Genomic DNA, 23,247 nt, shown 5'->3' with positions numbered 1-23,247 from the left:
TCCGGGAGGTCCAATGCCCATTTATGAGTATGAATGCCGAGGGTGTGGCGAGCGTCACGAGCGCCTCGAGCGCATGGACGCCCCTGCGACCCATGACTGCCCCGCCTGCGGCGCGAAGGCGGGCATGGCGCGGCGCCTCTCCGCGGCCGCCGTGGCCGTGGGAGGCGGCACCGCGCCGGCGATGCCCCCGGGCGGCGGCTGCTGCTCCGGCGGGGGGTGTCCCTTCGCCCGGTAACACCCCGGGCGCTCAGCCCTTGACGTCCACCGGCTGGACCCGGTCCCCGTCCTTGAGGGTGACCGGCGGATTCAGCACCACCCGGTCTCCGGCCTGGAGCCCCTGGAGGACGCGCACCCGGCTCCCGTTGTCCTCGCCCAGGGCGACGGGACGGACGACAAGGCGCTGGTCCGGGCCGACGACGGCCGCGAAGGTCTTGTCCCCCCGGGTCAGGACGGCCTCGGAGGGGATCTCGAGGCGGTTCGCCTCCCGGGGCAGGGCGAGGCCCACGATCACCGCGCCGCCGGGCACGAAGGCCCCGTCCCGGTTGTCCAGGTCCGCCTCGGCCAGGCGGGTCCGGGTCCGGGGATCGAGGGCGCCGGAGAACCGGGCCACGGTCACCTGGCGGGTGAGGTCGGGGCGGTCGATGGGACGGACCGTGACGGCCTGGCCGGGCTTCACCCGCGCCGCCACGGCCTGGTCCAGGTAGAAGGTCACCCGCAGGCGCTCCACGTGCGCCAGGGCGACGACGGGCTGGGCCGAGGTGCTGCTGCCGGCGTTCTGGATGAGGGCGCCGGGGTCCGCGAACCGCTGGGTGATGACGCCCGCGAAGGGGGCGGTGACGGTGAGGTAGCCCTGCAGCGCCTTCTGGGAGGCGAGCTTCTCCTCGGCGATGCGGGCGGCGGCTTCGGCGTCCTCCAGGTCGCGGCTGCTGATGACGCCGTCCTGGGAGAGCTTCTTCAGGCGCTCGGCGTAGCGGCGCTTGTTCTCCGCGTCGGCCTTGAGGGCCCGGGCGTCGGTGTTCACTTCGCTGGATTCGATGACGGCCAGCACCTGGCCCTTGGCGACGCGGGTGCCCTTGTCCACGCGGATCTCGCGCAGGAAGCCGCTCGCCTTGGCGTAGAGGGTGGTGGACTCCCAGGGCAGGGCGTCGCCGTTCAACTCGAGGGCGCCGGTGTCGCCACCGCCGCCCACGCGGGCGACGCGGACGCGGGGCCCCGCCTCCTCGTTCGCGCGGAGGTGGGCCGCCTCGCGCGCCACGCCGGCGCGCTGGAAGGCCCAGAGGACGCCGATGGCGGCGGCCGCCGCCGCGAGGAGCGCGACGCCCCCCAGGCGGAACCGGGAAAAGCTGGTGTCGGCGGTCATGCTTCACTCCCTTGCTGCTCGGTGTTGAATTTCTCGTCCAGGAGGTGGGCCGTGGGCGGCTTCTTGCGGAAGAGGCTGTAGACCACGGGCACGATGAAGAGGGTGACGACCGTGGCCATGAGGAGGCCCCCGATCACGGCGCGCCCGAGGGGCGCGTTCTGGCTTCCGGCCTCGCCCAGGGCCAGGGCCATGGGGATCATGCCCAGGATCATGGCCAGGGCGGTCATCAGGACGGGACGCAGGCGGGTCCGCCCCGCGGCCCGCGCCGCCTCCAGCGCCGTCATCCCCGGGTTGGCGACGCGCACGTCGTTGGCGAAGCTGACCAGGAGGATGGAGTTGGAGGTGGCGATGCCGACGGCCATGATGGCGCCCATCATCGACTCCACGTTGAGGGTGGTGCCCGTGGCCGCCAGCATCCACAGGATGCCGACGAGGGCGCCCGGCACGGCGAAGAGGATGATGAAGGGGTCCAGCCAGCTCTGGTAGAGGACGGCCATGAGCAGGTAGACCAGGACGATGGCGATGACCAGGCCTCCGCCCAGGTTCGTGAAGGCCTCCACCATCACCTCGAACTGGCCCCGCACCCGGATCCGGGTCCCCGGGGGGAGCTGGCCCAGGCCCTTCACCTGCTTCTGGATGTCGGCCATGACGGCCCCCAGGTCCCGGCCCTCGACGTTGGCCATCACGTCCAGCACGCGCTGGACGGTGAAATGGTTGATCTCGGTCGGAACGGAGATGCGCTGGAGGGAGGCGAAGTTGGACAGGGGTTCGAAGGTGGCCTGGGCGGCGGGGCCCACGGGCGCGTTCCCGGCCTGCAGGAGCGCGTTCCCGCCGGGGAGGCTGAACGGCGTCGACATGAGGTCGCCGGGGCTGGCCATGCGGGCCAGGGGCGTCTTGACGGCCACGGTGTAGTTGACGCCCGTCACCGGATCCAGGAACCAGGAGGGGGCCAGCTGGCCGTTGCCGGACAGGGACACCAGGAGCCCGTTGGCCACGGCCTGCTGGTTGAGCCCGAGCTGGGCGGCCCGGACCCGGTCCACGTTCACCCGGTAGCCGGGGCCGTTGACCACCTGCTTGAGCCGCACGTCCACCGCGCCGGGAACCTGGCGGACAGACGCCTCGATGCGGCGGGCCACCTCGGCGTTGGCGACGAGGTTGTTGCCCTCGACCTGGATGTCGATGGGGGCGGGCACGCCGAAGTTGAGCACCTGGCTGACGATGTCGGCGGGCTGGAAGTAGAAGGAGACCCCCGGGAAGCGCTTCGGCAGCTCCTCCCGCAGGGAACGCATGTAGGCCTGGGTGGGGCGGTGGCCGTGGTTGAGCGACACGAAGACGTCGGCGTCGGCGCTGGTGACGTTGTCGGACGGGATCATGCTCAGGTTGAAGGGGCCCGGGACGCCGATGTTGCTGTTCACGGTGGCCAGGTCGCGGACGGGGACGGCGTCGCGAATGGCCTGCTCCACCTGGGCGACGAGGACCTCGGTCTGCTCCAGGCGCGTGCCGGAGGGGGCCCGCACGTGGAGCTTCATGAGGCCGACGTCCACGGCGGGGAAGAAGTCGCGGCCCAGCACCAGGAGGAGGCCGGTGCTGACGAGGGCGAAGGCGCTGGCCAGGGCCAGCACGAAGACCCGGTGGTGCAGGACCTTGTCCAGGAGGCGTCCGTAGGCGTCCTGGAAGCGCCCGAAGCCGCGCTCGCGCCAGGCGTTGAAGCGCCCCATGCGGCCGGCGGGGTCGTGGTGGTCGTGCTCCAGCAGCATGCGCGCCAGGGTCGGCACCAGGGTCCGGCTCAGGAGGTACGAGGCCAGCATGGAGTAGACGACGGCCATGGCCAGGGGGGTGAAGAGGTACTTGGCCGGGCCCACGAGGAGGACGACCGGGAAGAACACGATGCAGATCGCCAGCGTCGCCACGATGGCGGGCACCGCGATCTGGCTGGCCCCGTCCAGGATGGCCACCGTCAGCGGCTTGCCCATCGCCTGGTTGCGGTGGATGTTCTCCACCTCCACGGTGGCGTCGTCCACCAGCATGCCGATGGCCAGGCTCAGGCCGCCGAGGGTCATGATGTTCATGGTCTGGCCGGAGACCTTCAGGCCGATGATGCCGGCGAAGATGGCGAGGGGGATGCTGGTGCAGACCAGGAGCATGGACCGGCCCGACCCCAGGAAGAACAGGATCATCAGCGAGACGAGGACGGAGGCGATGAAGGCCTCCTTCACCACGTCCGAGATGGCGCCCCGCACGAACTGGCTCTGGTCGAAGTCGAACTTGAGCTCCAGGCCCTGGGGGGCCGCGGCCTTGATGACGGGGAGGATCTCCTTGGCCGCGTCCACCACGGCCAGGGTGCTGGCGTCGGCCTTCTTGAGGATGGCCAGGTAGGTGGCCCGGGAGCCGTTGATGCGGACGATGTTCGTCTGGTCCGAGAACCCGTCGTAGACCCGGGCGACGTCCCGGAGGTAGACGGGAGACCCGTTGACGAGCTTGAGGGGCAGGGCCCGCAGGTCCTCCACCTTCGAGGGATTGGAATTGGTGAGGACCGGCAGTTCGCGGGCGCCGAGGCGGGCCACGCCCGCGGGGACGATGACGTTCTCGCTGGAGATGGCCGTCACCACGTCGGCGGGGCTGAGGCCCCGGGCGGCCAGCTTGTCGGGATCGATGTCCATGGAGATCTGGCGGCCGCGGCCGCCGAAGGGCCCGGGGGTGGACAGGCCCGGGATCGTGAACAGCCGGAGCCGGATGAAGTTGAGGGCGTGGTCGTAGACCTGCTGCTCCGAGAGGCTGTCGCTGCGCGCCGTGAGCTGGACGACGGGGACGTTGCTGGCGTTGAACTGGATGATGCTGGGGGGCGTCATGCCCGGCGGGAGGATGCGGAGGATCGTCGAGCTCGTCGAGGCGATCTGGGCGATGGCCGCCCCGATGTCGGTGCCGGGCTGGAAGTAGACCCGGAGGATGCCGATGCCCTGGATGCTCTGGGATTCGATGCGCTCGATGCCGTTGACGGAGGTGGACATGGACCGCTCGCTGACGGCCACCACCCGCCGTTCCATCTCCTCGGGCGTCATGCCGCCGTAGCTCCACACCACCGTCACCACGGGGATGTCGATGCTGGGGAAGATGTCCACCTGCATGCGGCGCATGGAGAGCACGCCCATGAGGAGCAGGAGCATGCACATCACGGCGATGGTGTAGGGGCGGCGCAGGGCGAGACGTACGATCCACATGGTGGGACGACCTCAGGGACGTTCAATCACCGGGACTTCGTCCAGGCGGTCGAGGTTGAGCTTCAATTTGAAAAGGAGGTCCCGGACGGCTTGGCGCTCGGCCGGAGACATGTCCGCTTCCAGGCCCTCCCGCACGGTCTTCCGGAAGGCGTCCAGACGACCGACAAGGGCCAGGCCGGCCTCCGTCAGTTCCAGGTGGAGCCGGCGACCGTGGCCGGGGCAGGCCCGGGCCTCGACCCAGCCCTTGCGCCGCAGGTTCTGCAGGATCCGGGTGGCGGTGGGCTTGTCCAGGCCGAGGGCCCCCGCCAAGTCGCTGTGGCAGAGGCCCGGCGCGTCGGAGAGGACGCGCAGGACCTGGTACTGCTGGGGGGTCACCCCGTAGGGGGCCAAGAGCCGCCAGGAGACCTGCCGCAGCCGGCTGCGGACGACCGTGAGCATGAGGGGTAGGCTGGCCTCTTCCCAAGGGACCTGGAGTTGCATAAGCAACAAGTATGACCAAATGGCTGGCGACATGCCAAGCGGCCATTCCCGGGACGGGAAATGCATTGGCCCCCGGCGGGGGTTATGGCATGGTTTCCCGATGTGGTTTTTTTCGAAGTCCAACTCTAAAGCCGGGGCGCTCCCCTTTGCCTGGACCCCGCGGGACCATGCCACGGGCCACGAGCCCATGGACGAGGACCACCGGCAGCTGGCGGCGCTCGTGACCGAGGTGGAGGCGATCATCGCCGCCCGGGGCGACCGCAACGAGGCCTACCGGGTCATGGATCTGCTCGTGCAGACGGCCCGCGATCACTTCCAGCGGGAGGAGGCCTTCATGGCCGAGGCGGGCTACGGGGGGCTGGAGCGCCACGCCGCCCAGCACGCCGAACTCCTCGCCACCTGCCAGGACCTCCTGCGCCAGTTCAAGAACGGAACCCTCAGCGGCCTGGCCCTGCCCACCTTCCTGAAGAACTGGCTGGTGCCCCACATCCAGGGCTGCGACCGCCAGTTCGTCCAGGAGCTGCGCAAGGTGCCGGGGCGGCTGCCCCTGGGCTGAGCCTCAGCCCGCGGTGGCCAGCTTGACCCACAGCGGGCCGCGGGCGCCCGTCGGGAGGCCATCGGCCGGCTGGACCTTGCCGCCGGGCTCGGCGATGAGGAACCGGCTGCGCCCGCCGTCCTGGATCTCCACCAGGAGGGAGCGCCCGTCGGGAGACCAGCGGAGCCCGCGCACGGTCTGGGACCAGCGGGCCACCTCCGTCACCCCGGTGCCGTCCGGGGCCAGGAGGAGGAGGCGGGTGGCGCCGTCCTGCCGGGCCGCGACGGCGATGCGGTCGCCCAGGGGGCTCCAGGCGGCGGCCACCTTGGGGGCCCCGTCCCGGGTGAGCTGACGGGGTTGGCCGCCGTGCAGGTCCTGGACGAACACCTGGGCCACGCCCGCCCGGTCAGACACGAAGGCCAGCCGCTGGCTGTCCGGGCTCCAGGTGGGGCAGGTGTCCAGGTGATCCCCGGGGGTCAGGGCGGTGCGGGCGGTGGTGGCGGGATCGAGGGTCTGGATGCCCGAGAGGCCCCGGGGGGTGTCCTGGACAAAGGCGATGAGCCGGCCGTCCGGGGACCAGGCCAGGTCCCGGATCCCCATGCCGCGGGTGGGCGTGTGGGAGCTCAGGGGGACGAGGGGCGCCTGGGGGGTCCGCTGGGCCCAGATCTGGGGGGGACCGGCCTTGTACGAGACCACGGCCAGTCGGCCGTCCGCGGACAGGGCGGGGTAGTCGGTGAGGCTCTGGAAGGCCGTCAGGGGCCGCTCCCCGGAGCCGTCCCGGGCGACGGCGTGGATCTCCCGGATGCCCCGGGGCAGGTCCTTGGCGAACACGAAGGCGCTGTCGGCGGCGCCGGGGACCCCGGTCACGAGGCCGACCAGATCGTCCGCCACGCGGTGGGCCATGCGCCGCGCCGCGCCCACGGGGCCCTGGAAGGCGCGCTTCCAGAGGATGCGGTGGGTGGCGGGCTCGAGGCAGAGCGCCTCCAGGAGGAGGGTCCCGGCGGCGCCGGCCCGGGGGGCCACCTTCAGGAGGAGGCCGCCGCCCGGTTCGCGGTGATCGGCGCCGGCCGCCTCCACCTGGCGGAAGGCCCCGGAGGCCTGGAGATCCGCCAGGGCGGTGGCGTGGATCTCGGCCGCGATCTCCCGGCCCACGCCCGCCCCGGGCGCGGCCTGGAGCAGCACCGCCAGGCGGCGCAGGGTGCCGCGGCCATCCGCCGCCTGGGCGGGGGCCCCGGGGAGGGCGGCCAGGGCCAGCGCCATCAGCGGAAGCCGGAGCCCACGGTTGGCTAGGGAGCGCAGCATCATGGGGAGCCTGTCCAGGAAGGGGCGCGGGACAGCCCACGCCCATTCCACCGTACGTTGCCGAAATTTGATTTGCAATACAAACTGTTCCCCATGCCCACGGAATCCGCCGTCGAAACCCAGCACGAGCTCGTCCAGGCCTGCATGCAGGACCTCCGCCTGGTCGTTAAGGCCCTGGAGACCTACTCCCGGTCCGTGGAGCGCCGCTTCGGGCTCACCGGTCCCCAGCTCTGGGCCCTGTGGGAGCTGGGCCGGAGCGGCCCCTGCGCCCTGAAGGACCTGGCCGCCCGCATGAAGCTGGACCCCAGCACCGTCGTGGGCGTGGTGGACCGCCTCGTCCTCAAGGGCCTGGTGGTCCGGAACCCGGATCCCGCCGACCGGCGACGGGTGTCCCTGGTCCCCACCCCCCGGGGCGAGGCCCTCCTCATCGCCGCGCCCCATCCGGCCCAGGGCCACCTCCTGGCCGGCCTGGAGGCCCTGGAGCGGGAGCAGGTGGAGACCCTCCGCGGGGCCCTGCGCACCCTCGTCCAGGTGATGCAGGCCGAGGACCTGGAGGCGCCGTTCTTCTTCGCCTAGGGTGTGTTCGTAATCTAGGATAGTAATGGCTAATACCCATCCGTGCCGGAGCATGGAGGAGCTGGAATAGTGAGTCTGTGCTGCAGTGCCTGATGGCGCCGCGCATTCGCAGCATCCTATTGGAACGCGGAGGCGCGGAGGATCTCGCTGAGGCTCGCGGAGAAAGGATCAAGCCCTCTCCATTCCGCCTTAGCCTCCACGACCACGAGGTCGTCAACCAGCAAATCCAGCCGGTAGGCCCGCTCAACCACAAGCCCCCTCCACTCGATATCCAGGGGCAGGTTCCAGGAGCGCTTTCCTCCGCGACCCTCTGCGAGATCCTCCGCGCCTCCGCGTTTCATAGGATCAATGAGGATCCGGAACGCTTGTCACCCTCCGCTCATAGCCTCAGCCAGATCACGATGCAGGCCAAAGCCACCTGGGCTGAGAAACTTCGCGCCGTTTTGTCGAACCTGGTGGCCAGCGCCCTGAACTGTTTGAGCTTGGCGAACCCATGCTCGATGGCATGGCGGGCCTTGTATAGGTGTGAGACCCAGGCCGCCGGATTCTTGCGCCGGGGATGAGGTGGGATGACGGCTGTCGCACCCATGGCCTCGATCGCCTTCCTTACCGGGTTCCCATCGTAGGCCCGATCTCCGAACACGTACTCTGCCTGCCAACCGCACAGCAATCCTTCAGCAGACCGGCTTCCATGGGCTTGCCCCGGAGTGACCATGAAATCCAAAGGATTACCGTGGGCATCGCAGATCAAATGGATCTTGGTCGAGCATCCACCCCGAGATCGTCCGAGCGCCTGGTTCCAGAGCCCCCCCTTTTGCCTGCTGAAGGTTGATGAGCGCGAATGATGGTGCCATCCGGCATGACCCACTCCAGGTCGGCTTCCTTGCGCAGGAGCTCCAGGATCCTTTGCCACACGCCGCGCTTGGTCCAGGCCTCAAATCGCGTGTACACGCTTGTCCAAGGTCCAAATTCCTCCGGCAGGTCCCTCCACGGCGCCCCAGTCCTGTGCCTCCACGGGATCGCCTCCACCATGGGACGGTTGGGGTGACGGGATCGCCCCATCCCTCCACGCTCTGGCGGAAGGAGCGGTTCAAGCTTTGCCCACATGGCATCGGTCAGGAAACGTCTCGGCATCGTTACCCCAGGAAAATTCGTGGTGTACGAGCCTTTACGTATGAGTACAAGTTAACTATTTATCTAATCTATAGATTCCGAACACAGCCTAGCGAAGCTGCGATCGGGAGGAACCGCGCCTCAGGATGCGGGAATCCAAGGGCCGGTACAGGGCGAGGCCCGGATGGGTGCGCCCGGAATTCAAATAATTATAATGATGTAACGCTTGATCACCGGGCGTCGTATAGCCATGACTCCTTGCCTGGAGACCCTTGAATCACATGGATAAAATCATAGTCCTATTGATGATGCTAACGTTCTCGATCCCGGGCCTGGGGGAGGAAGGCTGGGCGTTCGCAGCTCCCAGGGAAAAGGGCATTGAATCGGCGTCCCTGCGCCAGATCTGGGTTCGGGGAAAATTGAAAACGCGAAACGGATACCTGGATTCCGCGCTTGTGATCTATGGCAGCCATGCCACTTCGCATGTCCTCGGGATGAGCCTTTATATTGGAAACGTGAATGCATTGAGGTCAAAGCATCCGGCCTTTCCCTGGGATGACTTCCGGATGAACGCGCAGAATGAGCGTCAAGCCCTGCTGGAGGTCCGGGTCGAGGGGCCGGAACCCTATGTTGCGAAATTCAGTGGCATTGTGATGAGGAAGTGCGGCCTCCCCGATGTGGATGGCTCTGCCCTCGGGTTCATTGCCATGGCGGGGGATGTGCCGCACCAGAAAATGATCAAAATCATTCGTAAACTTGTCGCTGGATCAGAAGCCGTAGCGGTGAAAATCCGGGCTTCACCCTATTCGAAAATGTCCGTTGAGGCCGCATTCCCGGCTGGAAATCCCGCCAGGGATGCGGCCAGGAAACTGGCTGAATTCTGCAACCTTGAAAGGTGATCCGATTCCCGGCTCAGAACCTTCCGGCGTCCAGCCCCGCCAGGACCGCGGCGTCGACCTGGGGGAAGCGGAGGATGCGGCGGCCGCCGTGGTCCCGGAGGAACTCGCGGGCGTCGGCCTCCGTCGCCAGGGGCACGAGTTCGTGGCCCATGGGCCCGAGGGTGTCGGAGCCCACGACGTACCAGGCCGCCTCGGCGCGGATGGGCTTCAGGCCGTAGTACTCCCGCACGTGGAGGGCGGCCACGGCCTCCCGCTTCCGGCCGGGGAGGTACCGGGCGGGAGCGGCGAGGAACTTGAACAGGTCCTTGGCGCCATCGAAGTGGGAGGCGCTGCCGTCCTGCCAGGTGAGGGACGCCACCCAGGCCCCGTGCGGGGTGACCCGCATGCCGCAGACGGGGCAGGCGGCCTTGGGTCCCACGGGGGGCGGCCCGGGGTCCGCCAGGAGCACGGCGCTGGCGACGAAGGCGGCGAGGCGCCTCATGGCTTGGCCGCGGGCTGGGCGTGGCGCTTGCGCTCCGCCCGCATTTTGCGGATGCGGGCCACATCCTTGGCCATGTCCGCGTAGGCGGCCTGGAGGGCCTGCTCGAAGGTCGCCAGCTCCCCACCCTGGGCCGCCTGGGCCCGGAGGGCCGCGTCCCGGGAGGCGAAGGCCGCCTTGCTCACGGCGGTCATGACGCCGGGTAAGCGGCTGCCCAGGAGGAAGGTGGCCTGCTCCGCGTCCAGGAGGGGCCGGGGGTCCGTGCCGGCGCCCTGATCGCCGACCCACAGGCGGGCGGGCTCCCGGTCCAGGTTCAGGGCCAGGCCGAGGGCGGCGCAATGAAGGGAGCAGGTGCCTTCGGTGTGGCCGTCCGCGTACACCACCAGCATGCGGGTGGCGCTGAAGCGCGTCCGGTCCATGCCGCAGAACCCGCAGCGGGGGTGCCGGGCCAGGTCGTCGGCGGGGGCCGCGGCGGCGGGCGGGGCCGAGGGGGTCTGGGCGGTCAAGGGAAGGGCCAACAAGGCGAGGATGGCGAGGGAGCGCATGGGCACCTCAGAGCAGGATCAGGCGGGAGCGCCCGATCAGGACCAGGGACAGGACGAGGAAGGCCAGGAAGCCCAGCCCCGCGGTCCAGGCGAGGCGGCGGGCCGTGGCCGCCGCCGCCGGCGCAGCCTGGAAGCGGCCGCGGAGGGGGTGCAGGGCGCCCAGGGCCAGGGCGGCGGCCGTGGCGCCCAGGAGGGGCGGGTAGAGGAGCCAGCCCACGCGGGCGTACTCCGGCTGGAGGAGGCAGAAGGGGCAGTGGTGACCGGGCAGTTCGTACACGTAGGGGCCGAGGAAGGAGGTGATGCCCGCGCAGGCCACGGCCGCGGCGGCCAGGCCCGCCAGGGCCGCCCAGAGGCCCAGGGCGGGCTTGCGCAGGCAGGCGAAGGCCAGGGCCGCGGCCAGGAGGAGGGCCCCGATGAAGGCGGGCAGGGCGCGGCCCGGGGCCCACGCCGCCAGCCCACCCGCGGCCGTGCCCGTGGCGGGGTCGAAGAGGGTCTGGCAGCAGGAGGTCACCCGGGCCGGGTCGAGGTCCGCGTAGAAGGCCGCCTGGAGGCCCAGGACCGCCGCCTGCAGGGGGGCCAGGACCCCCAGGAGGGCCGCCAGGGGCCGGGCCAGGGGCGCGCCCGGGGTGCGGGCGTCGATCCGGTGGAGGGCCAGCCAGACGCTCCCCAGGAGGACCAGCGCCAGGTGCGTGAAGAGGGCGGGGAAGCCGAGGGCGCTGGCCCGGAGCGTGCCCACCGCGCACATGGCGCCGGGCAACAGGGCGGCAGCCCGGTCCGCGTCCAGCAGGAAGAGGGGCAGGGCCAGGGCCTGGAGGGCCAGGGCAAAGGCGGCCAGGGGGGGGAAGAGCCAGGTGTCCCGCTCCAGCCGCACCTGGGCCTCGCCGGCGTCCGCGGGGTTCCACCGCCGGAGCACCCGCCAGGCATGGGGCAGGGCCGCCCCCAGGAGCAGGGTCCCGGTGAGGGCGGCCGCGAGCACGGCGAGGGCCAGGGGCCGGAGGAGCATCAGGCCTCCTCCAGGCGCCCGTCCGCGAGCCGGAGGGTGCGGTGTGCGACGCCGCTCGCCACGAGCCGGGGGTCGTGGCTGGAGAGGAGGAGGGTCCGGCCCCGGGTGTGGAGGCGGGCGAGGAGGTCCACGAAGCGCTCCGCCGCCGCGGCGTCCAAGTTGGCGGTGGGCTCGTCGGCCAGGAGGATCTCCGGGTCGTTCATGAGGGCCCGGGCGATGGCCACCCGCTGCTGCTCCCCCGAGGAGAGGCGGGAGGCCTCGGCGTGGGCCCGGTGACCCACCTGCAGGGTCTCCAGGAGGCCCTGGGCCCGGTCCAGGCGGGCCCGCCAGGGGGTGCCCAGGGGCACGGCCGGAAGCAGGACGTTCTGGAGGGCCGACCGGCCGGGGAGGAGGTTGAACTGCTGGAATACGAAGCCGATGTGCCGGTTCCGGGTCTCCGCCAGGAAGCGCTCGCCCAGGTGGGAGATGGGCTCGCCCCGGAAAAGCACCCGGCCGGAGGTGGGCCTGGCCAGGCAGCCCGCCAAGAGCAGGAGGGTGGTCTTCCCCGCGCCGCTGGGGCCGGTGAGCACGGTCACCTGGCCGGGCTCCAGGGCCAGGTCCACGTCCCGGAGGGCCCAGTGTTCCGCCGGGGTGCCCGGATGGAAGGCTTTGCTGACGCCGGCGAGGGTGATCATGGCTGCATCCCCTCGGCCGGCTCGGAAGCGGCCGCGCGCCAGGTGGGGAGGAGGGCCGCGGCGGCGGCGGGCGCCACCGTGAGCACCAGGAGCAGGAGGACGACGGGGCCCGTGTCGGCGGGGATCAGCGCCAGGCGCGGGGGCAGGGGGCTCCAGCCCCGGAGGACCGGTTCCAGCAGGCGGCCTCCGGCATGGAAGACATGGACGTGGGCCCCGACGTACCCGACGGCGAAGGCGGCCAGGGACCCCAGCGCGCCCTCCCAGGCCTTGAGGGCGATGAGGTGGCCGGGGTCCCAGCCCAGGGCCCGCAGGACCGCCAGTTCCCGGCGCTCCTCGGCGGACAGGCCCGAGGCCCGGTCCCAGGCGAGGATGGCGAAGGCCAGGAGGGCGCCCCCCAGGGCGGCCAGGGCCAGGCCCTGGCGCCAATCCAGGACGGCGCCGTAGGCCCGGATCAGATCCTCCCGGAGGACCACCCGGGCGTCGGGGAGGAGGCGGGTCAGCTTGGTGGCGAGGGTGCGGGCTTCCCGGGGGTTGCCCGCGGCGAGGGCCAGGTCCGTCCAGTGCCCCTCGGGGTAGCGGAAGAAGGTCCGGAAATCCGCCTCGCCCATGAAGACCAGGTCGCCGTTGGCCAGGGCCGCGGCCTCCGGCAGCAGGCCGGCCACCTGGAACACGCGGGGCTCGCCGCTGGCGTCCCGCAGGGCGATCCGGTCCCCGGCCCGCCACCCGCGGAGGGCGGCGAGGGTGGGCCCCACCTGGACGGTGCCGGGGGCCAGGGGCGTCCCGGGCACCCGCACAGTGAGGGTGGCGCCGGTGCCCGGGTCGGCCAGGTGCCCCCAGAGGCGGCCTTCGGCGGACGCCAGGCCGCGCAGGGGGCCGACCGACGCCAGGTAGTCCGGGGGCACGGGCGCCGGCGCCCCGGCCAGGCGCCGTTGCAGGATGAGCTCCGGGGCCCCCGCCAGCGCGGCGGCGGCCTCCTGGCGGAGGGCGGCGGCCAGGAGCAGGAGGGATCCCACCAGGAAGACCAGCAGGGCCTGCACCGTGAGGAGGACGGCGGTGCGGCCCCAGCGGCGGGCGAGGGAGGTCCGGGCAAGGTCCAGGAAGCCGAGGTGGCGTTCAATCCAGGGTGGCATGGGGGGGCGGGAGCAGGCTGCCGCTGGGGTGGCGATCCAGGGGCAGGGGGTCGTCGGGAAGGGCGTCGTGGGGCAGGGCCAGGCCCGGATGCCGGGTGTGGGGCGCTTCGGTGAAGAGGGCCAGGTCCGTGAGCCGGTGGCGGGCCACGAAGGCCGCCGTGGCCGCACGGGCCGGCGCCCTTCGCCGGGCGAGACGGGGACCGTCGGCCCACGCCAGGCCCACGGCGCAGGCCAGGAGGGCCAGGAGGCCCAGGGTCCAGGCGGTGGCCCGGGGCATCACAGGACCCGCCGGAGGGCCGAGAGCACCCGGTCAGGCCCCGCGTTGGCGGGCAGCACGGCGGCGAGGCGCCCCCGGGGATCCACCACGTGGATGCGCCGGCTGTGGGTCACGTCGTAGCCGCCGTCGGGGCCCGCCGGACCCCGGACCGCCGGGGCCCCGAAGGCCCGCTCCACCGCGGCCACCACCTCGGGGGCGCCCGTGAGGCCCGTGACGGCCGGATCCAGGAGGGCGGCGTAGGCCCCCATGCGGGCCGGGGTGTCCCGCCAGGGATCGCTGCTCACCAGGAGCAGCCGGACCCGGGCGCGCTGGTCGGCCGGCAACCGCTGGAGGGCCTGGGCGCAGGCCCGCACATGGGCCTGGACCGGATCCGGGCAGGCGGCGTAGCCGAAACACACGAGGAGCGCCGAGCCGCGCAGCGTCCGGGTGTCGAGGGCGCCCTCCGGGGCCTGCAGGGTGAAGTCCCCGCCGGGGGGCAGGGCCGGGTCCCCGCAGGCGGCCAGCACCAGGAGGAGCCCGGCGGCGGGGAGGAGGGGATGGGGGCGGGGTATCGGCATGGGGACCAGGGGAAGGGGATCCCGCAGGGTGGGTGCGGGAGCCGGGGTCGGGGTGCCCGGAGGGCGCGGCGGGGGTGGACGATCCGAGTATAAGCCCGGAACCCGCCCCGCCCGGCCCCGTTGGAGGGCCGGTTCCTGCGATTCGATCCCTGGATCCTGCGATTGGACGGGCCGGCTCCGCCGATCCGGTCCGGGGGGGCTCCAATGGGACGAGGCGGCCATCGCACGACCGCCGATCGGAGGCACCATGTTCCATCACCCCATTCATCCGGGCCGCATCCTGCTGGGCGGCCTCATCCTCGCCCTCGCCCTGCCCGTCGCGGCCCAGGGCTGGGGGGGGCGCCGGGGCGCCTGTGGCGGTCCCCAGGGCGCCTGCGCCCAGCTGCCCAACCTGAGCCCCGAGCAGCAGGCGGCCTTCAAGAAGCTGGCCGACCAGCACCAGGCCAGCCTCGACGCCAAGCACAAGGCCCTCCAGGAGGCCCGCCAGGCCCTCCACACGGCCCTGCGCGACGGGAAGACCCCCCTGCGCGCCCTGGTGGACCGGGAGAGCCAGGCCCACCTCGCCCTCCTGGAGGAACAGCGGGCCCTCCACCTGGAACGGGAGCGGCTGCTCACCCCCGAGCAGAAAGCCGCCTGGGACGCGGCCGCTGCGGCGGGTCCCGGGCCGGGGCGGGGCCGGGGGCAGGGGCGCGGCCAGGGCCTCCGCGGCACCGGCGACTGCCCGCTCCGTTGATCAAGGGCCGGGCGGAGGGGTGGGCGACGCTCCCCCTTCCGCCCGGCTAGACTGAGCCCATGCAGGCGCGCGGAATCGCCGGGTCCCTCCGGCATCGGCTGGGGCGCCCCCTGACCTGGGGCGCCATCCTCGTCTTCGGCCTCATCTGGAACGCCGCCCGGTGGGGCCTGGCCCCGGACGGCCTGGACCTGGACGGGGAGGCCCTGGCGCCCTTCGCCTGGGGCTTCACCCTCCTGGTCCTGGCCCCCCTCCCCTGGCAGTGGACCGGCGACCCACGCCCCCTGGCTTCCCCGGCCCGCGGCCTGGTGCAGGCCCTGCCCTTCGGCCTGCTCTGCACCTGGATCCTGGTGGCACTCCTGGGCGCGGGGGGCCTGCCCGCCCCCATGATGGGCCACGGCCGCATGGGCGGCCACGGCCCCCACGGGGGCATGGGCCGGGGCGGCCCCCGCGGCGGGGGCGCCTGCGGGTCGGAGGGCGGCCTTCCGGGGGCCGGCCTTCCGGGGGCCGGCCTTCCGGGGGCCGGCCTGCCGGGGGCCGGGCCCCAGGGACGGCGGACCCTCATCGCCGCGGGCGCCTACCTGAGCTTCCTCGTCCTGCTGGGGGCCATCCTCGCCCGCATGGAGCGGGCGGAAACCGCCGAGGCGGCCGCCCGGGACGCGGCAGACCGGACGCGCCTCCGGGCCCTCCAGGGCCAGATGCACCCCCATGTCTTCTTCAACGCCGTCAGCGGCGTCGCGGAGCTGGTGCGGGAGGATCCGGCCGGGGCCGAGCGCGCCCTCCTGGACATGGCCGGCCTCCTGCGGCAGGTCCTGGACCTGGGGGAGCGCACCGCCCACCCCCTCGCCGCCGAGCGCCAGCTGGCGGAGCGGTACTTGGCCCTGGAGGCCCTGCGCCTGGGCCGCCGCCTCCAGGTGACCTGGGACTGGGACGGGAGCCTGGACGCCCAGGAGGTGCCGCCGCTGGTCCTCCAGCCCCTGGTCGAGAACGCCATCAAGCACGGCATCGCCCCCGAGCGGGGCGGGGGGGAGCTGCGGATCCGGGCGGGGCGCGCCGGGGACGGGCTGGTCCTGGAGGTGGCCAACACGGGGGCGCCGCCGGAGGCGGGGCGCCCCGAGGGGGTGGCCCTGCGGAACCTGCGCGAGCGCCTGGCCCTGCTGGGCCTGGACCCGGCCGCCGCCTTCGCCCTGGTCCGGGAGGGGGCCTGGACCCGGGCGACGCTGCGCCTGCCCCTGGAGATCCCCGACCATGGCTGAATCCCTGCGCGTCGCGGTGGCCGAGGACGAACCCTTCAACCTGAAGCGCCTGGTGCGCCTCCTGCGGGAGCAGGGCTGCGACGTGGTGGCCCAGCTGGAGGACGGCACCTCCGTCGCGGAGTGGGTCCAGGCCGGCGGCGCCGCGGACGCCCTCTTCCTGGACATCCAGATGCCCGGCCTCTCCGGCCTGGACCTGCTGGCGGAGCTGGGGACGTCGGTCCCCGTGGTGCTGGTCACCGCCTACGCCGAGCACGCCCTGAAGGCCTTCGAGCACGCCGCGGTGGACTACCTGCTCAAGCCCGTGGCGGAGGAGCGCCTGGCGGTCACCCTCCAGCGCCTGCGCGCGGGCAGATCGGGGGGGCGCGGCCCCGTGCCGGGGCGCGCCTTCCGCTTCCCCGTGCGCGCCGGGGACGGCCTGGTGATGCTGGACCTGGCCAAGACCACTCACCTCGAATTCCGGGACGGCGCCGTGTGGGCCCACCCCGGCGGCCCCTGGCGCACCCTCTGGAAGACCCTGGCCGAGGCGGAGCAGGCCCTGGAGGGCCGGGGCCTCGTGAAGGGCCACCGCCACCTGCTGCTGCGTCCCGAGGCCGTCGTGGGCGTGCGCAACCTGGATTCCGGCCGCCTCCAGGTGAACCTGGCCGGGGGCGCCGTGGTGGAGGTGAGCCGGGGCGCGGCGCCGGAGCTGAAGGCGAGGCTCGGCATCCCCTGATGCTAAGCTTCCACCGGAGGTTCCCTTGCCCAGACGGCCCTGCTGCAAGCGCGTGGAGGAGATGCCCGGCGTGAGCTATTTCAAGCCGCGGGCGGTGCCCCTGGCCGAGCTCCGGGAGGTGGTCCTGGGCGTGGAGGAGCTGGAGGCCCTGCGCCTCGCCCACCGGGAGGGCCTCTACCACCAGGACGCGGCGGCCCGCATGGGCATCTCCCGCGCCACTTTCGGCCGGGTCCTGGAATCGGCCCACCGCAAGGTCACCGAGGCCCTGGTGGACGGCTGCGCGCTGCGCATCGAGGGCGGCGCCTTCCGGCTCATCGACGCCGGGACCCCCGGGGGCTCAGCGGAGGAGGGCTGACCGGGTCATCGGCTCGGGCCGCGCCGGCGAAACCTCAGCGGGGAGCGTCCGCGGCGCTCGGCGCGGGGACCGGCGCCTGGAGGGCCCGCACCAGGGTGGTCAGGGCCAGATCGGCGCAGTGGTGCGCCTCCTCTGCCTCCTCGCCGTCGGCGATGCCCAGGGCCTCCAGCACGTCCAGGGGCCGGAGGCGCCGCACCTCGTCGAGGACGAGGCCCCGGGCCAGGTGCGCCGCGGCGCTGCCGCAGGCCACGGAGGTCTCGCAGCCGTCCGAGGTGAAGGAGGCGCGCACGATCCGGGGCCCGTCCAGGACGGCCCACATCTCCATGGTGTCCCCGCAGGACCCCTCCACCCGGGCGTGGGCGTGGTGGCCGCGGAGCGGGCCGAAATTGGCGGGGACGATGCGCGCGCCGACGGCTCCGATCCAGACCATGGGGTACCTCCGGGAGCCAGGGTACCATCGGGCGGCCGAGAACCGTACGGCCGTCCGTAGGGTGGGTCAATGGGCGTGGTGGCCGCCGCCGTGGCAGGTGAATTCGGCGGTGAAGCGGGGCAGCTGGCCCTGGATCCAGGCCTGGACGGCCGATGCCACGTCGGCGAGCCCGGCGCCCCGGTAGACCTCGATGCCCGCCTCATTGAAGCCCATCAGGGGGCGCCGGCCGAGGCCGCCGGCGATGAGGACCGAGACCCCCTTGCCGGCCAGGTAGCTGACCGCCTGGAGGCAGCCGCCAGCCTCGTGGGGAAGGCCGGGCAGGGTCTCGACGCCCTGGACGCGGCCCTCCGCCACGTCCACGAGGGTGTAGACGGCGCAGTGGCCGAAGTGGGCGTCGATGGACGCTTCGAGACCGCCGGGCAGGGCGGAGGGGAGGGCGATGCGGAGGGAGGCCATGGGGAACTCCTGGAGCGGCGCGGGTTCATTCGAGCGGCCGGTTCCCCTCATTCTGAGCATATGTTCAGATTTGCGCAACCCCCCGGGTTCAGGCGATCCGCACGGACCGGGCGCCGTCCCAGGCCAGGATGACGGCCCCCCAGAGGGCCTCCTGGAAGCGGACCGCCCGCTCCTGGAAGACGGCCAGGCACCAGCCGCCCCGGTGGCGCACGCTGCGGAAATGGACGCCGTCCCATCCGTCCGCCCGGGCCCGGAGGCCGTAGGCCCAGGAGGGCCCGTAGTCGTCGGGGGCGTGGAGGCGCTTCCGGCGGTCGGCGCTGGCGTCGGCGAAGCGGCCGTCCACCTCGAAGCGCAGGGGGCGGAAGGTGGCCCGGGTGCCGGGTGGCGTCCCCACGGAGGCCCGGCAGGCCCGGGCGTGGTGGTGGGCCACCTCGTCCACGCAGGTGGCGAGGTCGCTGCCCAGGTACAGGGATCCGGGCCCCTGGGGGGGCGTGAAGCGGCCGCCCCAGGAGCCGGAGGCGGCCGGCACCCAGAGGCCGGAGGCGGCGGGGACCCCCAGGCGGCGGGCGACGGCGTCCCGTTCGGCCGGCGTGAGGAGGCTGGCCAGGGGGCCGGCCTCCGTCCGGTGCAGGCGCACCCAGGTGCCGGTGACTTGGAGGGCGGGCAGGGGCTTCACCACACCCGCACCAGGGCCTGCAGGTGATCGTGGGCCCGCAGCAGGCTCTCGAAGCGCCCCTTCAGCAGGAGGTCCAGGGGGGCCTCGCCCAGGAAGGGGGGGGCCAGGTTGGGGCGGCGCAGCCAGCCCTCGGCGCCGCCGTCGCCCGGGAAGGCCTCCCCGGCCAGGCCGTGGATGGCGACGACGAGGGCCATGCGGTCCAGCTTGTCGGGATCCGGCCCGGGGGAGGCCTTCCAGCCGGCGATGGTGGCCCGGGACACGCCCAGGAGGGCGGCCTGCTCGGCCAGGGTCAGGTCCAGGGCCGCAGCCACCTTCCGGAAGGCGGACAGGAGGAGGTCGGCGTCGCCGGGTTGGCTTGTTTGGGCGATCGGTTCCTGCGCATGGGGTTCCCGAACGGGCAAGGGCATGGCGGCCTCCACCCCCAGGGTAAGTCCAAAATTAGATGGTGCAATCCAGATTTCGTTCGATCGGTTCACGTCACCTCCAGCGCCGCCAGGCCGTCCTGGCGGGTGCTTCGGCCCGCCACGGGGAGGATGTCCCCCACCCGGAAGGGGCGCCTCCGCTTCCGGTAGGCGTCGGGGAAGGCCACGGCCTCGCAGAGGGCGGTCTCGTCCTCGAAGGTGACGAACTGCATGAGCTCGCCCCGCTCGGTGCGGACGGTCTTCTCGGCCACCACGAGGGCCCAGAAGCGCAGGTGGCGCCCGGGCCGCTCCACGTCGGCGGCGCGGTGGGGGGCGCCGCCGTGGCGGGCCCGCTGGAGGGCGGCGGGGTGGATCTCCAGGGTGAGGCCCAGCAGCTCCAGCTCCAGGCCGGCGCGGTCGAAGGGGTCGGTGGGCCGGGGGCGCACGCCTTCGGGGATGCCGCCCAGGCGCGCCCACAGGAGCCGGGTGCGGTCCCCGTCCGGGGCCCAGCGGTCGAAGGCCCCCCCGGAGCCGAGGGCCTCCACGGTGGGGACGGAGAGGTCCACCCGGGCCAGGAGGTCCTCCAGGTCCCCGAAGGGGCCGCGCCGCGCCCGCTCCTCCAGGAGGGCGTCCACCTCCTCCTTCCGGGCGCCCCGGACGGCCATGAGGCCCACGCGCAGGGCGCGGTCGCCCTCGGCGGAGAAGTCCCAGCGCGAGGCGTTGGCGTCGGGGCCGCGCACCACCAGGCCGTGGCGGCGCGCGTCGCCCAGGTAGGCGATGGGGGCGTAGTAGCCGCCCTGGTTCGTGATCACCGACGCGAAGAACTGGGCCGGGAAGTGGGCCTTGATCCAGGCGCTCTCGAAGCTCACCTGGGCGTAGCTGGCCGAGTGGGGCTTGCAGAAGGAGTAGCCCCGGAAGGTGCGGACCATGTCCCAGGTCTCCTCCACCACCTCCGGCGGGACGCCCTGGGCGGCGCAGCCGGCGCGGAACTTCTCCTCGAAGGCCGGCAGCTTCACGGAACAGTCGTCCTTGCCGAGGATCTTGCGGAGCTTGTCGGCCTCCTCGTGGGTCCAGCCGGCCATGGCCATGCCCACCCGCACCACGTCCTCCTGGTAGACGAGGACGCCGTAGCTCTCGGAGAGCAGGGAGGCCAGCACCGGGTGGCTGGGGACGTAGGCTTCCTCGCCGCGGGAGCGCTTCACGTAGGTGTCGATCCAGCGGTTGGCCGCGGGCCGGATGAGGGAGCTGTGGATGACCAGGGTCTCGAAGTCCCCCCGCCGCACCCGCTGCTGGAGCTGGCGCGTGGCGGGGCTCTCCACGTAGAAGACGCCCATGGAGTCGCCCCGGGCCAGCAGGTCCCGGGTGGCGGGATCCTCGCGGGGCTGCCAGCGCACCTCGGGCGGCACCCGCGGGCCCAGCTCCCGCAGGGCGTCCCGCACCACCGCGAGGCTGCGGTTGCCCAGGAGGTCGATCTTCACGAGGCCGTAGTCCTCCACCCCGTCCTTGTCCCACTGGGTGATGCTCACGCCCTCCTTGGCCGGGGCCGGCTCGAAGGGCACGTGGTGCCAGAGGGGCCCCGGGGCGATGACGGTGCCCCCGGGGTGGACGGAGAGCTGGTGGAAGTGCCCCTGGAGGGCCTCGGCCTTGGCCAGGATCTCCGCCCAGGCCGGGTTGCCCCGGATGCCCTCCACGCCCTCGTCCCAGCCCCGCACGAGCCGGGCCAGGACCTTGAGGTCCGCCTCGGGGCGGCCGTGGGCCAGGGCCACGTCCCGCAGGGCGCCCTTGGCCTTGAAGTAGACGTGGTTGGAGACCATGGCGATGCGGTCCGCCCCGTAGCGGCGGAAGACGGAGGCGATGACGGCGTCCCGCTCGTCCCAGGCGAAGTCGATGTCCAGGTCCGGCGGGTCCCGGCGGGCCTCGGAGAGGAAGCGCTCGAACATGAGGTTCGTGGCCACGGGGTCCACGTTGGTGATGCCCAGGAGGAAGCTGACGACGGAGGCCGCGCCGCTGCCGCGCCCGCAGGTTCGGGTCGCGCGGGCCTCCCGGATGATGTCGTGCACGGCCAGGAAGTAGCCCGCGAAGCGCTTGCGGCGGATGAGGTCCAGCTCCAGCCCGATGCGCCCGGCCAGCTCCGGGGGCGGCTCGGCGTAGCGCCGGGGGATGCCCGCCCGGACCCGCTCGGCCAGCTCCGCGTCCAGGTCCGCGTCCATGGCCCGGATGGGCCGGGGCATCACCCAGTCCCCCCAATGCATGCGCCAGGCCGAGGCCCGCTCCAGGATGGCCTCCGTCTCCCGCGCCGCGGCGGGGTCCGCGCCGGGGAAGCGGGTCTCCCACTGGGCCCGCGTGACGGCGGCGTCCCGGGGCTCCCAGAGGGGCTCCACCCGGGCCACCGTGCTGCGCCCGGCCATGGCCCGCTTGAGGCGGTGCAGGTCCAGCCCCGCCGCCTTGCGGAAGCGGAGCACCTGGGGGCAGGCCAGGGGAATGCCCTGGCGGGCGGCGTCCAGGCCCTCCCGGCTGGCCCGCGGATTCGCCAGGAGGTGGACGGCGAAGCCCTCCCGGGCCAGGTAGGCCTGCCCCTCCGGGGTCTCGGCCAGGAGGACGCACTCCCGGGGGGGCTCCCCCTCGCGGCCGTGGGCCTGGTCCGTGAGCAGGCGGCAGAGCTCCCCGTACCCCCGGTCGGAGCAGGGCAGGGCCCCGAAGGCGAAGCCCCGCCACGGGAATCGGCAGCCCAGCAGGGGCGTGAGCCCCGCCGCCAGGGCCGCCTCCCGCAGGCGCGGCCAGCCGTGGAGCCCGGAATCCCAGGCGGCGAGGGCCCGGTAACCCAGGTGCTTGGCGAGGGCCACGGCCATGGGGGCCGTGTAGACCCCTTCCCCCACGGAGAAGTCGGTGATGGCGAGGGCGAAGGTCACCGGGGCACCTCCCCGGCCGCGCCCAGCTGGGCGGGAGGCGGGCGTCTCATGACGCCACCCCCTTGGCCCAGCCCGGCAGCACGGGCTGGCCGGGGAAGCGGCGGCGGAGCTTCGCCAGGGTGGTCTCCAGGGCCCCCAGCTTGCGGGCCAGGGGCTCCTCGAAGAGGCTCCGGGGCCGGCCCAGGCCCCAGGCGGCGTGCAGTTCCAGGCGGTGCACGAGGATGCGCCGGGTGGCGCCCCGGCGGAAGGCGGCCTCCACGAGGCGGGCCAATGCCATGGCGGGCTCGGCCAGGGCGGCCTCGGGGGCCTTCCAGGCGTGGGCCTCCCCGTCCACGTCCCACCAGCGGAGGGTGAGCTGGCGGGGCGTGCGGCCGTCGTTCCAGAACCGGTCCAGGCACCAGATGGCCAGGGGAACCTCCTCCGGCAGGCAGGGGGGCTCGAGCCGCCAGGGATGGCGGGACTCCCCCAGGGGATCGGCCAGCATGGGCAGGCGGGGCCGGTCCTCCCCCCGGGCCCGGGCGAGGGCCACGCGGGCGTCGGCCTCGGGCATGATCTGGGCGAGGGTGGGCAGGGGCACGGGCTGGAGGTCCCCCAGGCGCATGAGCCCCAGGCGCCGGAAGCGGTAGCGCACCCGGGGGGTGATGTCCGGCAGGCGGATGAGGGGATGCGGGGCCAGGAAGACCTGTTCCGACCCCTCGGGCACCTGCGCCAGGTGGAGGCCGGGGGCCTCGGGCGCCCGGGTGGCGATGCGGGCGGCCGTGGCGCTGAGGGAGAGGCCCCCGTGGCTCAGCCAGCCGTGGGCCTCCCGCAGATCCCGCTGCATGCGGGCCGCGGCGTCGAGGGGACCGCCGTGGAGCCGCCCGGTGCCCCGCAGCTCCACGAGGGCCTCGCCCATGCGGCCCAGGAGGCCCTGGGGGGACCAGTGCTGGAGGAACTCGCCCAGGGCGGCCTGGGCCTCCCACCAGGTCTGGGGCGTGGGATCCAGCACCCGCAGGCCCGGCACCCGGCGCAGGGCCTGGTCCATGGGCTCGCCGGGGGCCAGGCCCTCCGCCCGCGCCCGGCGGTTCACCAGCCAGAGGCAGGGGGTCCGGGCGGCCCCCTCGCTCAGGAAGGCCAGGGGACGGTCCTTCAGACCCGCGTCGCCCTGGCAGGCCATCTGGAATGGCATTTCGGGA

At 73.1% G+C, this 23,247-nt stretch carries 26 protein-coding genes and 1 pseudogene; 8 read left to right on the top strand and 19 right to left on the bottom strand.

Annotated elements, in window-relative coordinates; genetic code table 11:
- The first annotated feature begins 13 nt into the window (after positions 1-13).
- Complete coding sequence (locus R2J75_RS11830; protein ID WP_279342731.1) at positions 14-235, top strand: FmdB family zinc ribbon protein; 222 nt, start codon at positions 14-16, stop codon at positions 233-235.
- A gap of 12 nt (positions 236-247) precedes the next feature.
- Here the strand turns inward: R2J75_RS11830 and R2J75_RS11825 are convergent, their stop codons facing one another.
- The 3 genes from R2J75_RS11825 to R2J75_RS11815 are packed head-to-tail and all read right to left on the bottom strand — an operon-like array spanning position 248 to position 5,016.
- The gene (locus tag R2J75_RS11825) at positions 248-1,360 is read right to left on the bottom strand and encodes an efflux RND transporter periplasmic adaptor subunit (RefSeq protein WP_243333220.1); all 1,113 of its coding nucleotides are present in this window, start codon (positions 1,358-1,360) and stop codon (positions 248-250) included.
- Complete coding sequence (locus tag R2J75_RS11820) at positions 1,357-4,578, bottom strand: efflux RND transporter permease subunit (protein WP_316410243.1); 3,222 nt, start codon at positions 4,576-4,578, stop codon at positions 1,357-1,359. Before R2J75_RS11820 ends, R2J75_RS11825 begins: the two co-directional genes overlap by 4 nt.
- 12 nt (positions 4,579-4,590) lie before the next feature.
- The gene (locus R2J75_RS11815; protein ID WP_243333225.1) at positions 4,591-5,016 is read right to left on the bottom strand and encodes a MarR family winged helix-turn-helix transcriptional regulator; all 426 of its coding nucleotides are present in this window, start codon (positions 5,014-5,016) and stop codon (positions 4,591-4,593) included.
- A gap of 142 nt (positions 5,017-5,158) precedes the next feature.
- Here R2J75_RS11815 and R2J75_RS11810 point away from each other — a divergent pair, with 142 nt between their 5' ends.
- The gene (locus R2J75_RS11810) at positions 5,159-5,614 is read left to right on the top strand and encodes a bacteriohemerythrin (RefSeq protein ID WP_243333227.1); all 456 of its coding nucleotides are present in this window, start codon (positions 5,159-5,161) and stop codon (positions 5,612-5,614) included.
- Positions 5,615-5,617: 3 nt separating this feature from the next.
- On the opposite strand, the gene R2J75_RS11805 is transcribed toward R2J75_RS11810, so the two are convergent.
- Positions 5,618-6,898, bottom strand: coding sequence for a DPP IV N-terminal domain-containing protein (locus tag R2J75_RS11805; RefSeq protein ID WP_243333229.1), 1,281 nt, complete (start codon positions 6,896-6,898; stop codon positions 5,618-5,620).
- 90 nt (positions 6,899-6,988) lie between these two features.
- Between R2J75_RS11805 and R2J75_RS11800 the strand changes: the two genes are divergently transcribed.
- On the top strand, positions 6,989-7,471 hold the full coding sequence (locus R2J75_RS11800; RefSeq protein ID WP_279342019.1) for a MarR family winged helix-turn-helix transcriptional regulator: 483 nt from the start codon (positions 6,989-6,991) through the stop codon (positions 7,469-7,471).
- A gap of 116 nt (positions 7,472-7,587) precedes the next feature.
- Here R2J75_RS11800 and R2J75_RS11795 read toward each other — a convergent pair whose 3' ends face one another.
- Together R2J75_RS11795 and R2J75_RS11790 are read right to left on the bottom strand one after the other, a co-directional pair.
- Positions 7,588-7,812, bottom strand: a complete 225-nt coding sequence (locus R2J75_RS11795; RefSeq protein ID WP_316410242.1) for a GxxExxY protein — start codon at positions 7,810-7,812, stop codon at positions 7,588-7,590.
- 41 nt (positions 7,813-7,853) lie between these two features.
- A pseudogene (locus R2J75_RS11790) lies at positions 7,854-8,578 on the bottom strand (IS5 family transposase); the annotation flags it as partial.
- 278 nt (positions 8,579-8,856) lie between these two features.
- Here R2J75_RS11790 and R2J75_RS11785 point away from each other — a divergent pair.
- Positions 8,857-9,483, top strand: a complete 627-nt coding sequence (locus R2J75_RS11785; RefSeq protein ID WP_316410241.1) for a hypothetical protein — start codon at positions 8,857-8,859, stop codon at positions 9,481-9,483.
- Positions 9,484-9,496: 13 nt separating this feature from the next.
- Here R2J75_RS11785 and R2J75_RS11780 read toward each other — a convergent pair whose 3' ends face one another.
- The 7 genes from R2J75_RS11780 to R2J75_RS11750 are packed head-to-tail and all read right to left on the bottom strand — an operon-like array spanning position 9,497 to position 14,147.
- Complete coding sequence (locus tag R2J75_RS11780; RefSeq protein WP_243335452.1) at positions 9,497-9,964, bottom strand: nitrous oxide reductase accessory protein NosL; 468 nt, start codon at positions 9,962-9,964, stop codon at positions 9,497-9,499.
- Positions 9,961-10,506 carry a nitrous oxide reductase accessory protein NosL gene (locus R2J75_RS11775; RefSeq protein WP_243335454.1) on the bottom strand — a complete coding sequence of 182 codons (546 nt, stop codon included), beginning with the start codon at positions 10,504-10,506 and terminating at the stop codon, positions 9,961-9,963. Before R2J75_RS11775 ends, R2J75_RS11780 begins: the two co-directional genes overlap by 4 nt.
- A gap of 7 nt (positions 10,507-10,513) precedes the next feature.
- Entirely contained in the window at positions 10,514-11,509 is a 996-nt protein-coding gene (locus R2J75_RS11770; protein WP_243347448.1) for a hypothetical protein, read from the bottom strand.
- Positions 11,509-12,183: an ABC transporter ATP-binding protein gene (locus tag R2J75_RS11765; RefSeq protein WP_243335458.1), complete on the bottom strand. Its 675-nt coding sequence runs from the start codon at positions 12,181-12,183 to the stop codon at positions 11,509-11,511. The genes R2J75_RS11770 and R2J75_RS11765 overlap by 1 nt, the downstream gene beginning before the upstream one ends.
- Entirely contained in the window at positions 12,180-13,313 is a 1,134-nt protein-coding gene (locus R2J75_RS11760; RefSeq protein WP_316410240.1) for an ABC transporter permease, read from the bottom strand. The genes R2J75_RS11765 and R2J75_RS11760 overlap by 4 nt, the downstream gene beginning before the upstream one ends.
- A complete protein-coding gene (locus R2J75_RS11755) occupies positions 13,297-13,590 on the bottom strand; it encodes a hypothetical protein (RefSeq protein WP_243335462.1) in 294 nt (97 codons plus the stop codon). The genes R2J75_RS11760 and R2J75_RS11755 overlap by 17 nt, the downstream gene beginning before the upstream one ends.
- The gene (locus tag R2J75_RS11750; protein WP_316410239.1) at positions 13,590-14,147 is read right to left on the bottom strand and encodes an SCO family protein; all 558 of its coding nucleotides are present in this window, start codon (positions 14,145-14,147) and stop codon (positions 13,590-13,592) included. Before R2J75_RS11750 ends, R2J75_RS11755 begins: the two co-directional genes overlap by 1 nt.
- 247 nt (positions 14,148-14,394) lie before the next feature.
- On the opposite strand from R2J75_RS11750, the gene R2J75_RS11745 reads away from it, so the two are divergent.
- The 4 genes from R2J75_RS11745 to R2J75_RS11730 are packed head-to-tail and all read left to right on the top strand — an operon-like array spanning position 14,395 to position 17,200.
- Positions 14,395-14,880 carry a Spy/CpxP family protein refolding chaperone gene (locus tag R2J75_RS11745; RefSeq protein ID WP_316410238.1) on the top strand — a complete coding sequence of 162 codons (486 nt, stop codon included), beginning with the start codon at positions 14,395-14,397 and terminating at the stop codon, positions 14,878-14,880.
- Between the two features lie 59 nt (positions 14,881-14,939).
- Positions 14,940-16,133 (top strand): sensor histidine kinase, encoded by a 1,194-nt coding sequence (locus tag R2J75_RS11740; protein ID WP_316410237.1) that lies wholly within the window; start codon positions 14,940-14,942, stop codon positions 16,131-16,133.
- Entirely contained in the window at positions 16,126-16,845 is a 720-nt protein-coding gene (locus tag R2J75_RS11735) for a LytR/AlgR family response regulator transcription factor (RefSeq protein WP_243335469.1), read from the top strand. Before R2J75_RS11740 ends, R2J75_RS11735 begins: the two co-directional genes overlap by 8 nt.
- Before the next feature lie 25 nt (positions 16,846-16,870).
- The gene (locus tag R2J75_RS11730) at positions 16,871-17,200 is read left to right on the top strand and encodes a DUF134 domain-containing protein (RefSeq protein WP_243335471.1); all 330 of its coding nucleotides are present in this window, start codon (positions 16,871-16,873) and stop codon (positions 17,198-17,200) included.
- Between the two features lie 34 nt (positions 17,201-17,234).
- On the opposite strand, the gene R2J75_RS11725 is transcribed toward R2J75_RS11730, so the two are convergent.
- From R2J75_RS11725 to R2J75_RS11700, 6 genes are all read right to left on the bottom strand, one after another.
- Positions 17,235-17,630 (bottom strand): iron-sulfur cluster assembly scaffold protein, encoded by a 396-nt coding sequence (locus tag R2J75_RS11725; RefSeq protein ID WP_243335474.1) that lies wholly within the window; start codon positions 17,628-17,630, stop codon positions 17,235-17,237.
- 66 nt (positions 17,631-17,696) lie between these two features.
- The gene (locus tag R2J75_RS11720; protein ID WP_316410236.1) at positions 17,697-18,086 is read right to left on the bottom strand and encodes a NifB/NifX family molybdenum-iron cluster-binding protein; all 390 of its coding nucleotides are present in this window, start codon (positions 18,084-18,086) and stop codon (positions 17,697-17,699) included.
- Positions 18,087-18,174: 88 nt separating this feature from the next.
- Positions 18,175-18,762 (bottom strand): RES family NAD+ phosphorylase, encoded by a 588-nt coding sequence (locus R2J75_RS11715; protein WP_243335480.1) that lies wholly within the window; start codon positions 18,760-18,762, stop codon positions 18,175-18,177.
- Complete coding sequence (locus R2J75_RS11710; protein ID WP_243335483.1) at positions 18,759-19,169, bottom strand: antitoxin Xre-like helix-turn-helix domain-containing protein; 411 nt, start codon at positions 19,167-19,169, stop codon at positions 18,759-18,761. Before R2J75_RS11710 ends, R2J75_RS11715 begins: the two co-directional genes overlap by 4 nt.
- 65 nt (positions 19,170-19,234) lie before the next feature.
- Positions 19,235-22,072: a helix-hairpin-helix domain-containing protein gene (locus R2J75_RS11705; protein ID WP_308220535.1), complete on the bottom strand. Its 2,838-nt coding sequence runs from the start codon at positions 22,070-22,072 to the stop codon at positions 19,235-19,237.
- Between the two features lie 46 nt (positions 22,073-22,118).
- On the bottom strand, positions 22,119-23,240 hold the full coding sequence (locus tag R2J75_RS11700) for a Y-family DNA polymerase (RefSeq protein ID WP_279342242.1): 1,122 nt from the start codon (positions 23,238-23,240) through the stop codon (positions 22,119-22,121).
- Positions 23,241-23,247: the final 7 nt, after the last annotated feature.

The organism is Mesoterricola sediminis, from assembly GCF_030295425.1.
GTDB lineage: Bacteria > Acidobacteriota > Holophagae > Holophagales > Holophagaceae > Mesoterricola > Mesoterricola sediminis.
Note: the sequence above shows the minus strand (reverse complement) of the source record. Positions and strands in the feature narration are given on the sequence as shown.

Bases quoted from the DNA above. Each gene is read 5' to 3' on its own strand.
- R2J75_RS11800 (WP_279342019.1), top strand. From the start codon at position 6,989: ATGCCCACGGAATCCGCCGTCGAAACCCAGCACGAGCTCGTCCAGGCC.
- R2J75_RS11775 (WP_243335454.1), bottom strand. From the start codon at position 10,506: ATGCGCTCCCTCGCCATCCTCGCCTTGTTGGCCCTTCCCTTGACCGCC.
- R2J75_RS11700 (WP_279342242.1), bottom strand. From the start codon at position 23,240: ATGCCATTCCAGATGGCCTGCCAGGGCGACGCGGGTCTGAAGGACCGT.
- R2J75_RS11765 (WP_243335458.1), bottom strand. From the start codon at position 12,183: ATGATCACCCTCGCCGGCGTCAGCAAAGCCTTCCATCCGGGCACCCCG.
- R2J75_RS11720 (WP_316410236.1), bottom strand. From the start codon at position 18,086: ATGGCCTCCCTCCGCATCGCCCTCCCCTCCGCCCTGCCCGGCGGTCTC.
- R2J75_RS11805 (WP_243333229.1), bottom strand. From the start codon at position 6,898: ATGATGCTGCGCTCCCTAGCCAACCGTGGGCTCCGGCTTCCGCTGATG.
- R2J75_RS11750 (WP_316410239.1), bottom strand. From the start codon at position 14,147: ATGCCGATACCCCGCCCCCATCCCCTCCTCCCCGCCGCCGGGCTCCTC.
- R2J75_RS11760 (WP_316410240.1), bottom strand. From the start codon at position 13,313: ATGCCACCCTGGATTGAACGCCACCTCGGCTTCCTGGACCTTGCCCGG.
- R2J75_RS11795 (WP_316410242.1), bottom strand. From the start codon at position 7,812: ATGAAACGCGGAGGCGCGGAGGATCTCGCAGAGGGTCGCGGAGGAAAG.
- R2J75_RS11725 (WP_243335474.1), bottom strand. From the start codon at position 17,630: ATGGTCTGGATCGGAGCCGTCGGCGCGCGCATCGTCCCCGCCAATTTC.
- R2J75_RS11735 (WP_243335469.1), top strand. From the start codon at position 16,126: ATGGCTGAATCCCTGCGCGTCGCGGTGGCCGAGGACGAACCCTTCAAC.
- R2J75_RS11740 (WP_316410237.1), top strand. From the start codon at position 14,940: ATGCAGGCGCGCGGAATCGCCGGGTCCCTCCGGCATCGGCTGGGGCGC.
- R2J75_RS11755 (WP_243335462.1), bottom strand. From the start codon at position 13,590: ATGCCCCGGGCCACCGCCTGGACCCTGGGCCTCCTGGCCCTCCTGGCC.
- R2J75_RS11710 (WP_243335483.1), bottom strand. From the start codon at position 19,169: ATGCCCTTGCCCGTTCGGGAACCCCATGCGCAGGAACCGATCGCCCAA.
- R2J75_RS11810 (WP_243333227.1), top strand. From the start codon at position 5,159: ATGTGGTTTTTTTCGAAGTCCAACTCTAAAGCCGGGGCGCTCCCCTTT.
- R2J75_RS11815 (WP_243333225.1), bottom strand. From the start codon at position 5,016: ATGCTCACGGTCGTCCGCAGCCGGCTGCGGCAGGTCTCCTGGCGGCTC.
- R2J75_RS11745 (WP_316410238.1), top strand. From the start codon at position 14,395: ATGTTCCATCACCCCATTCATCCGGGCCGCATCCTGCTGGGCGGCCTC.
- R2J75_RS11820 (WP_316410243.1), bottom strand. From the start codon at position 4,578: ATGTGGATCGTACGTCTCGCCCTGCGCCGCCCCTACACCATCGCCGTG.
- R2J75_RS11770 (WP_243347448.1), bottom strand. From the start codon at position 11,509: ATGCTCCTCCGGCCCCTGGCCCTCGCCGTGCTCGCGGCCGCCCTCACC.
- R2J75_RS11825 (WP_243333220.1), bottom strand. From the start codon at position 1,360: ATGACCGCCGACACCAGCTTTTCCCGGTTCCGCCTGGGGGGCGTCGCG.
- R2J75_RS11780 (WP_243335452.1), bottom strand. From the start codon at position 9,964: ATGAGGCGCCTCGCCGCCTTCGTCGCCAGCGCCGTGCTCCTGGCGGAC.
- R2J75_RS11830 (WP_279342731.1), top strand. From the start codon at position 14: ATGCCCATTTATGAGTATGAATGCCGAGGGTGTGGCGAGCGTCACGAG.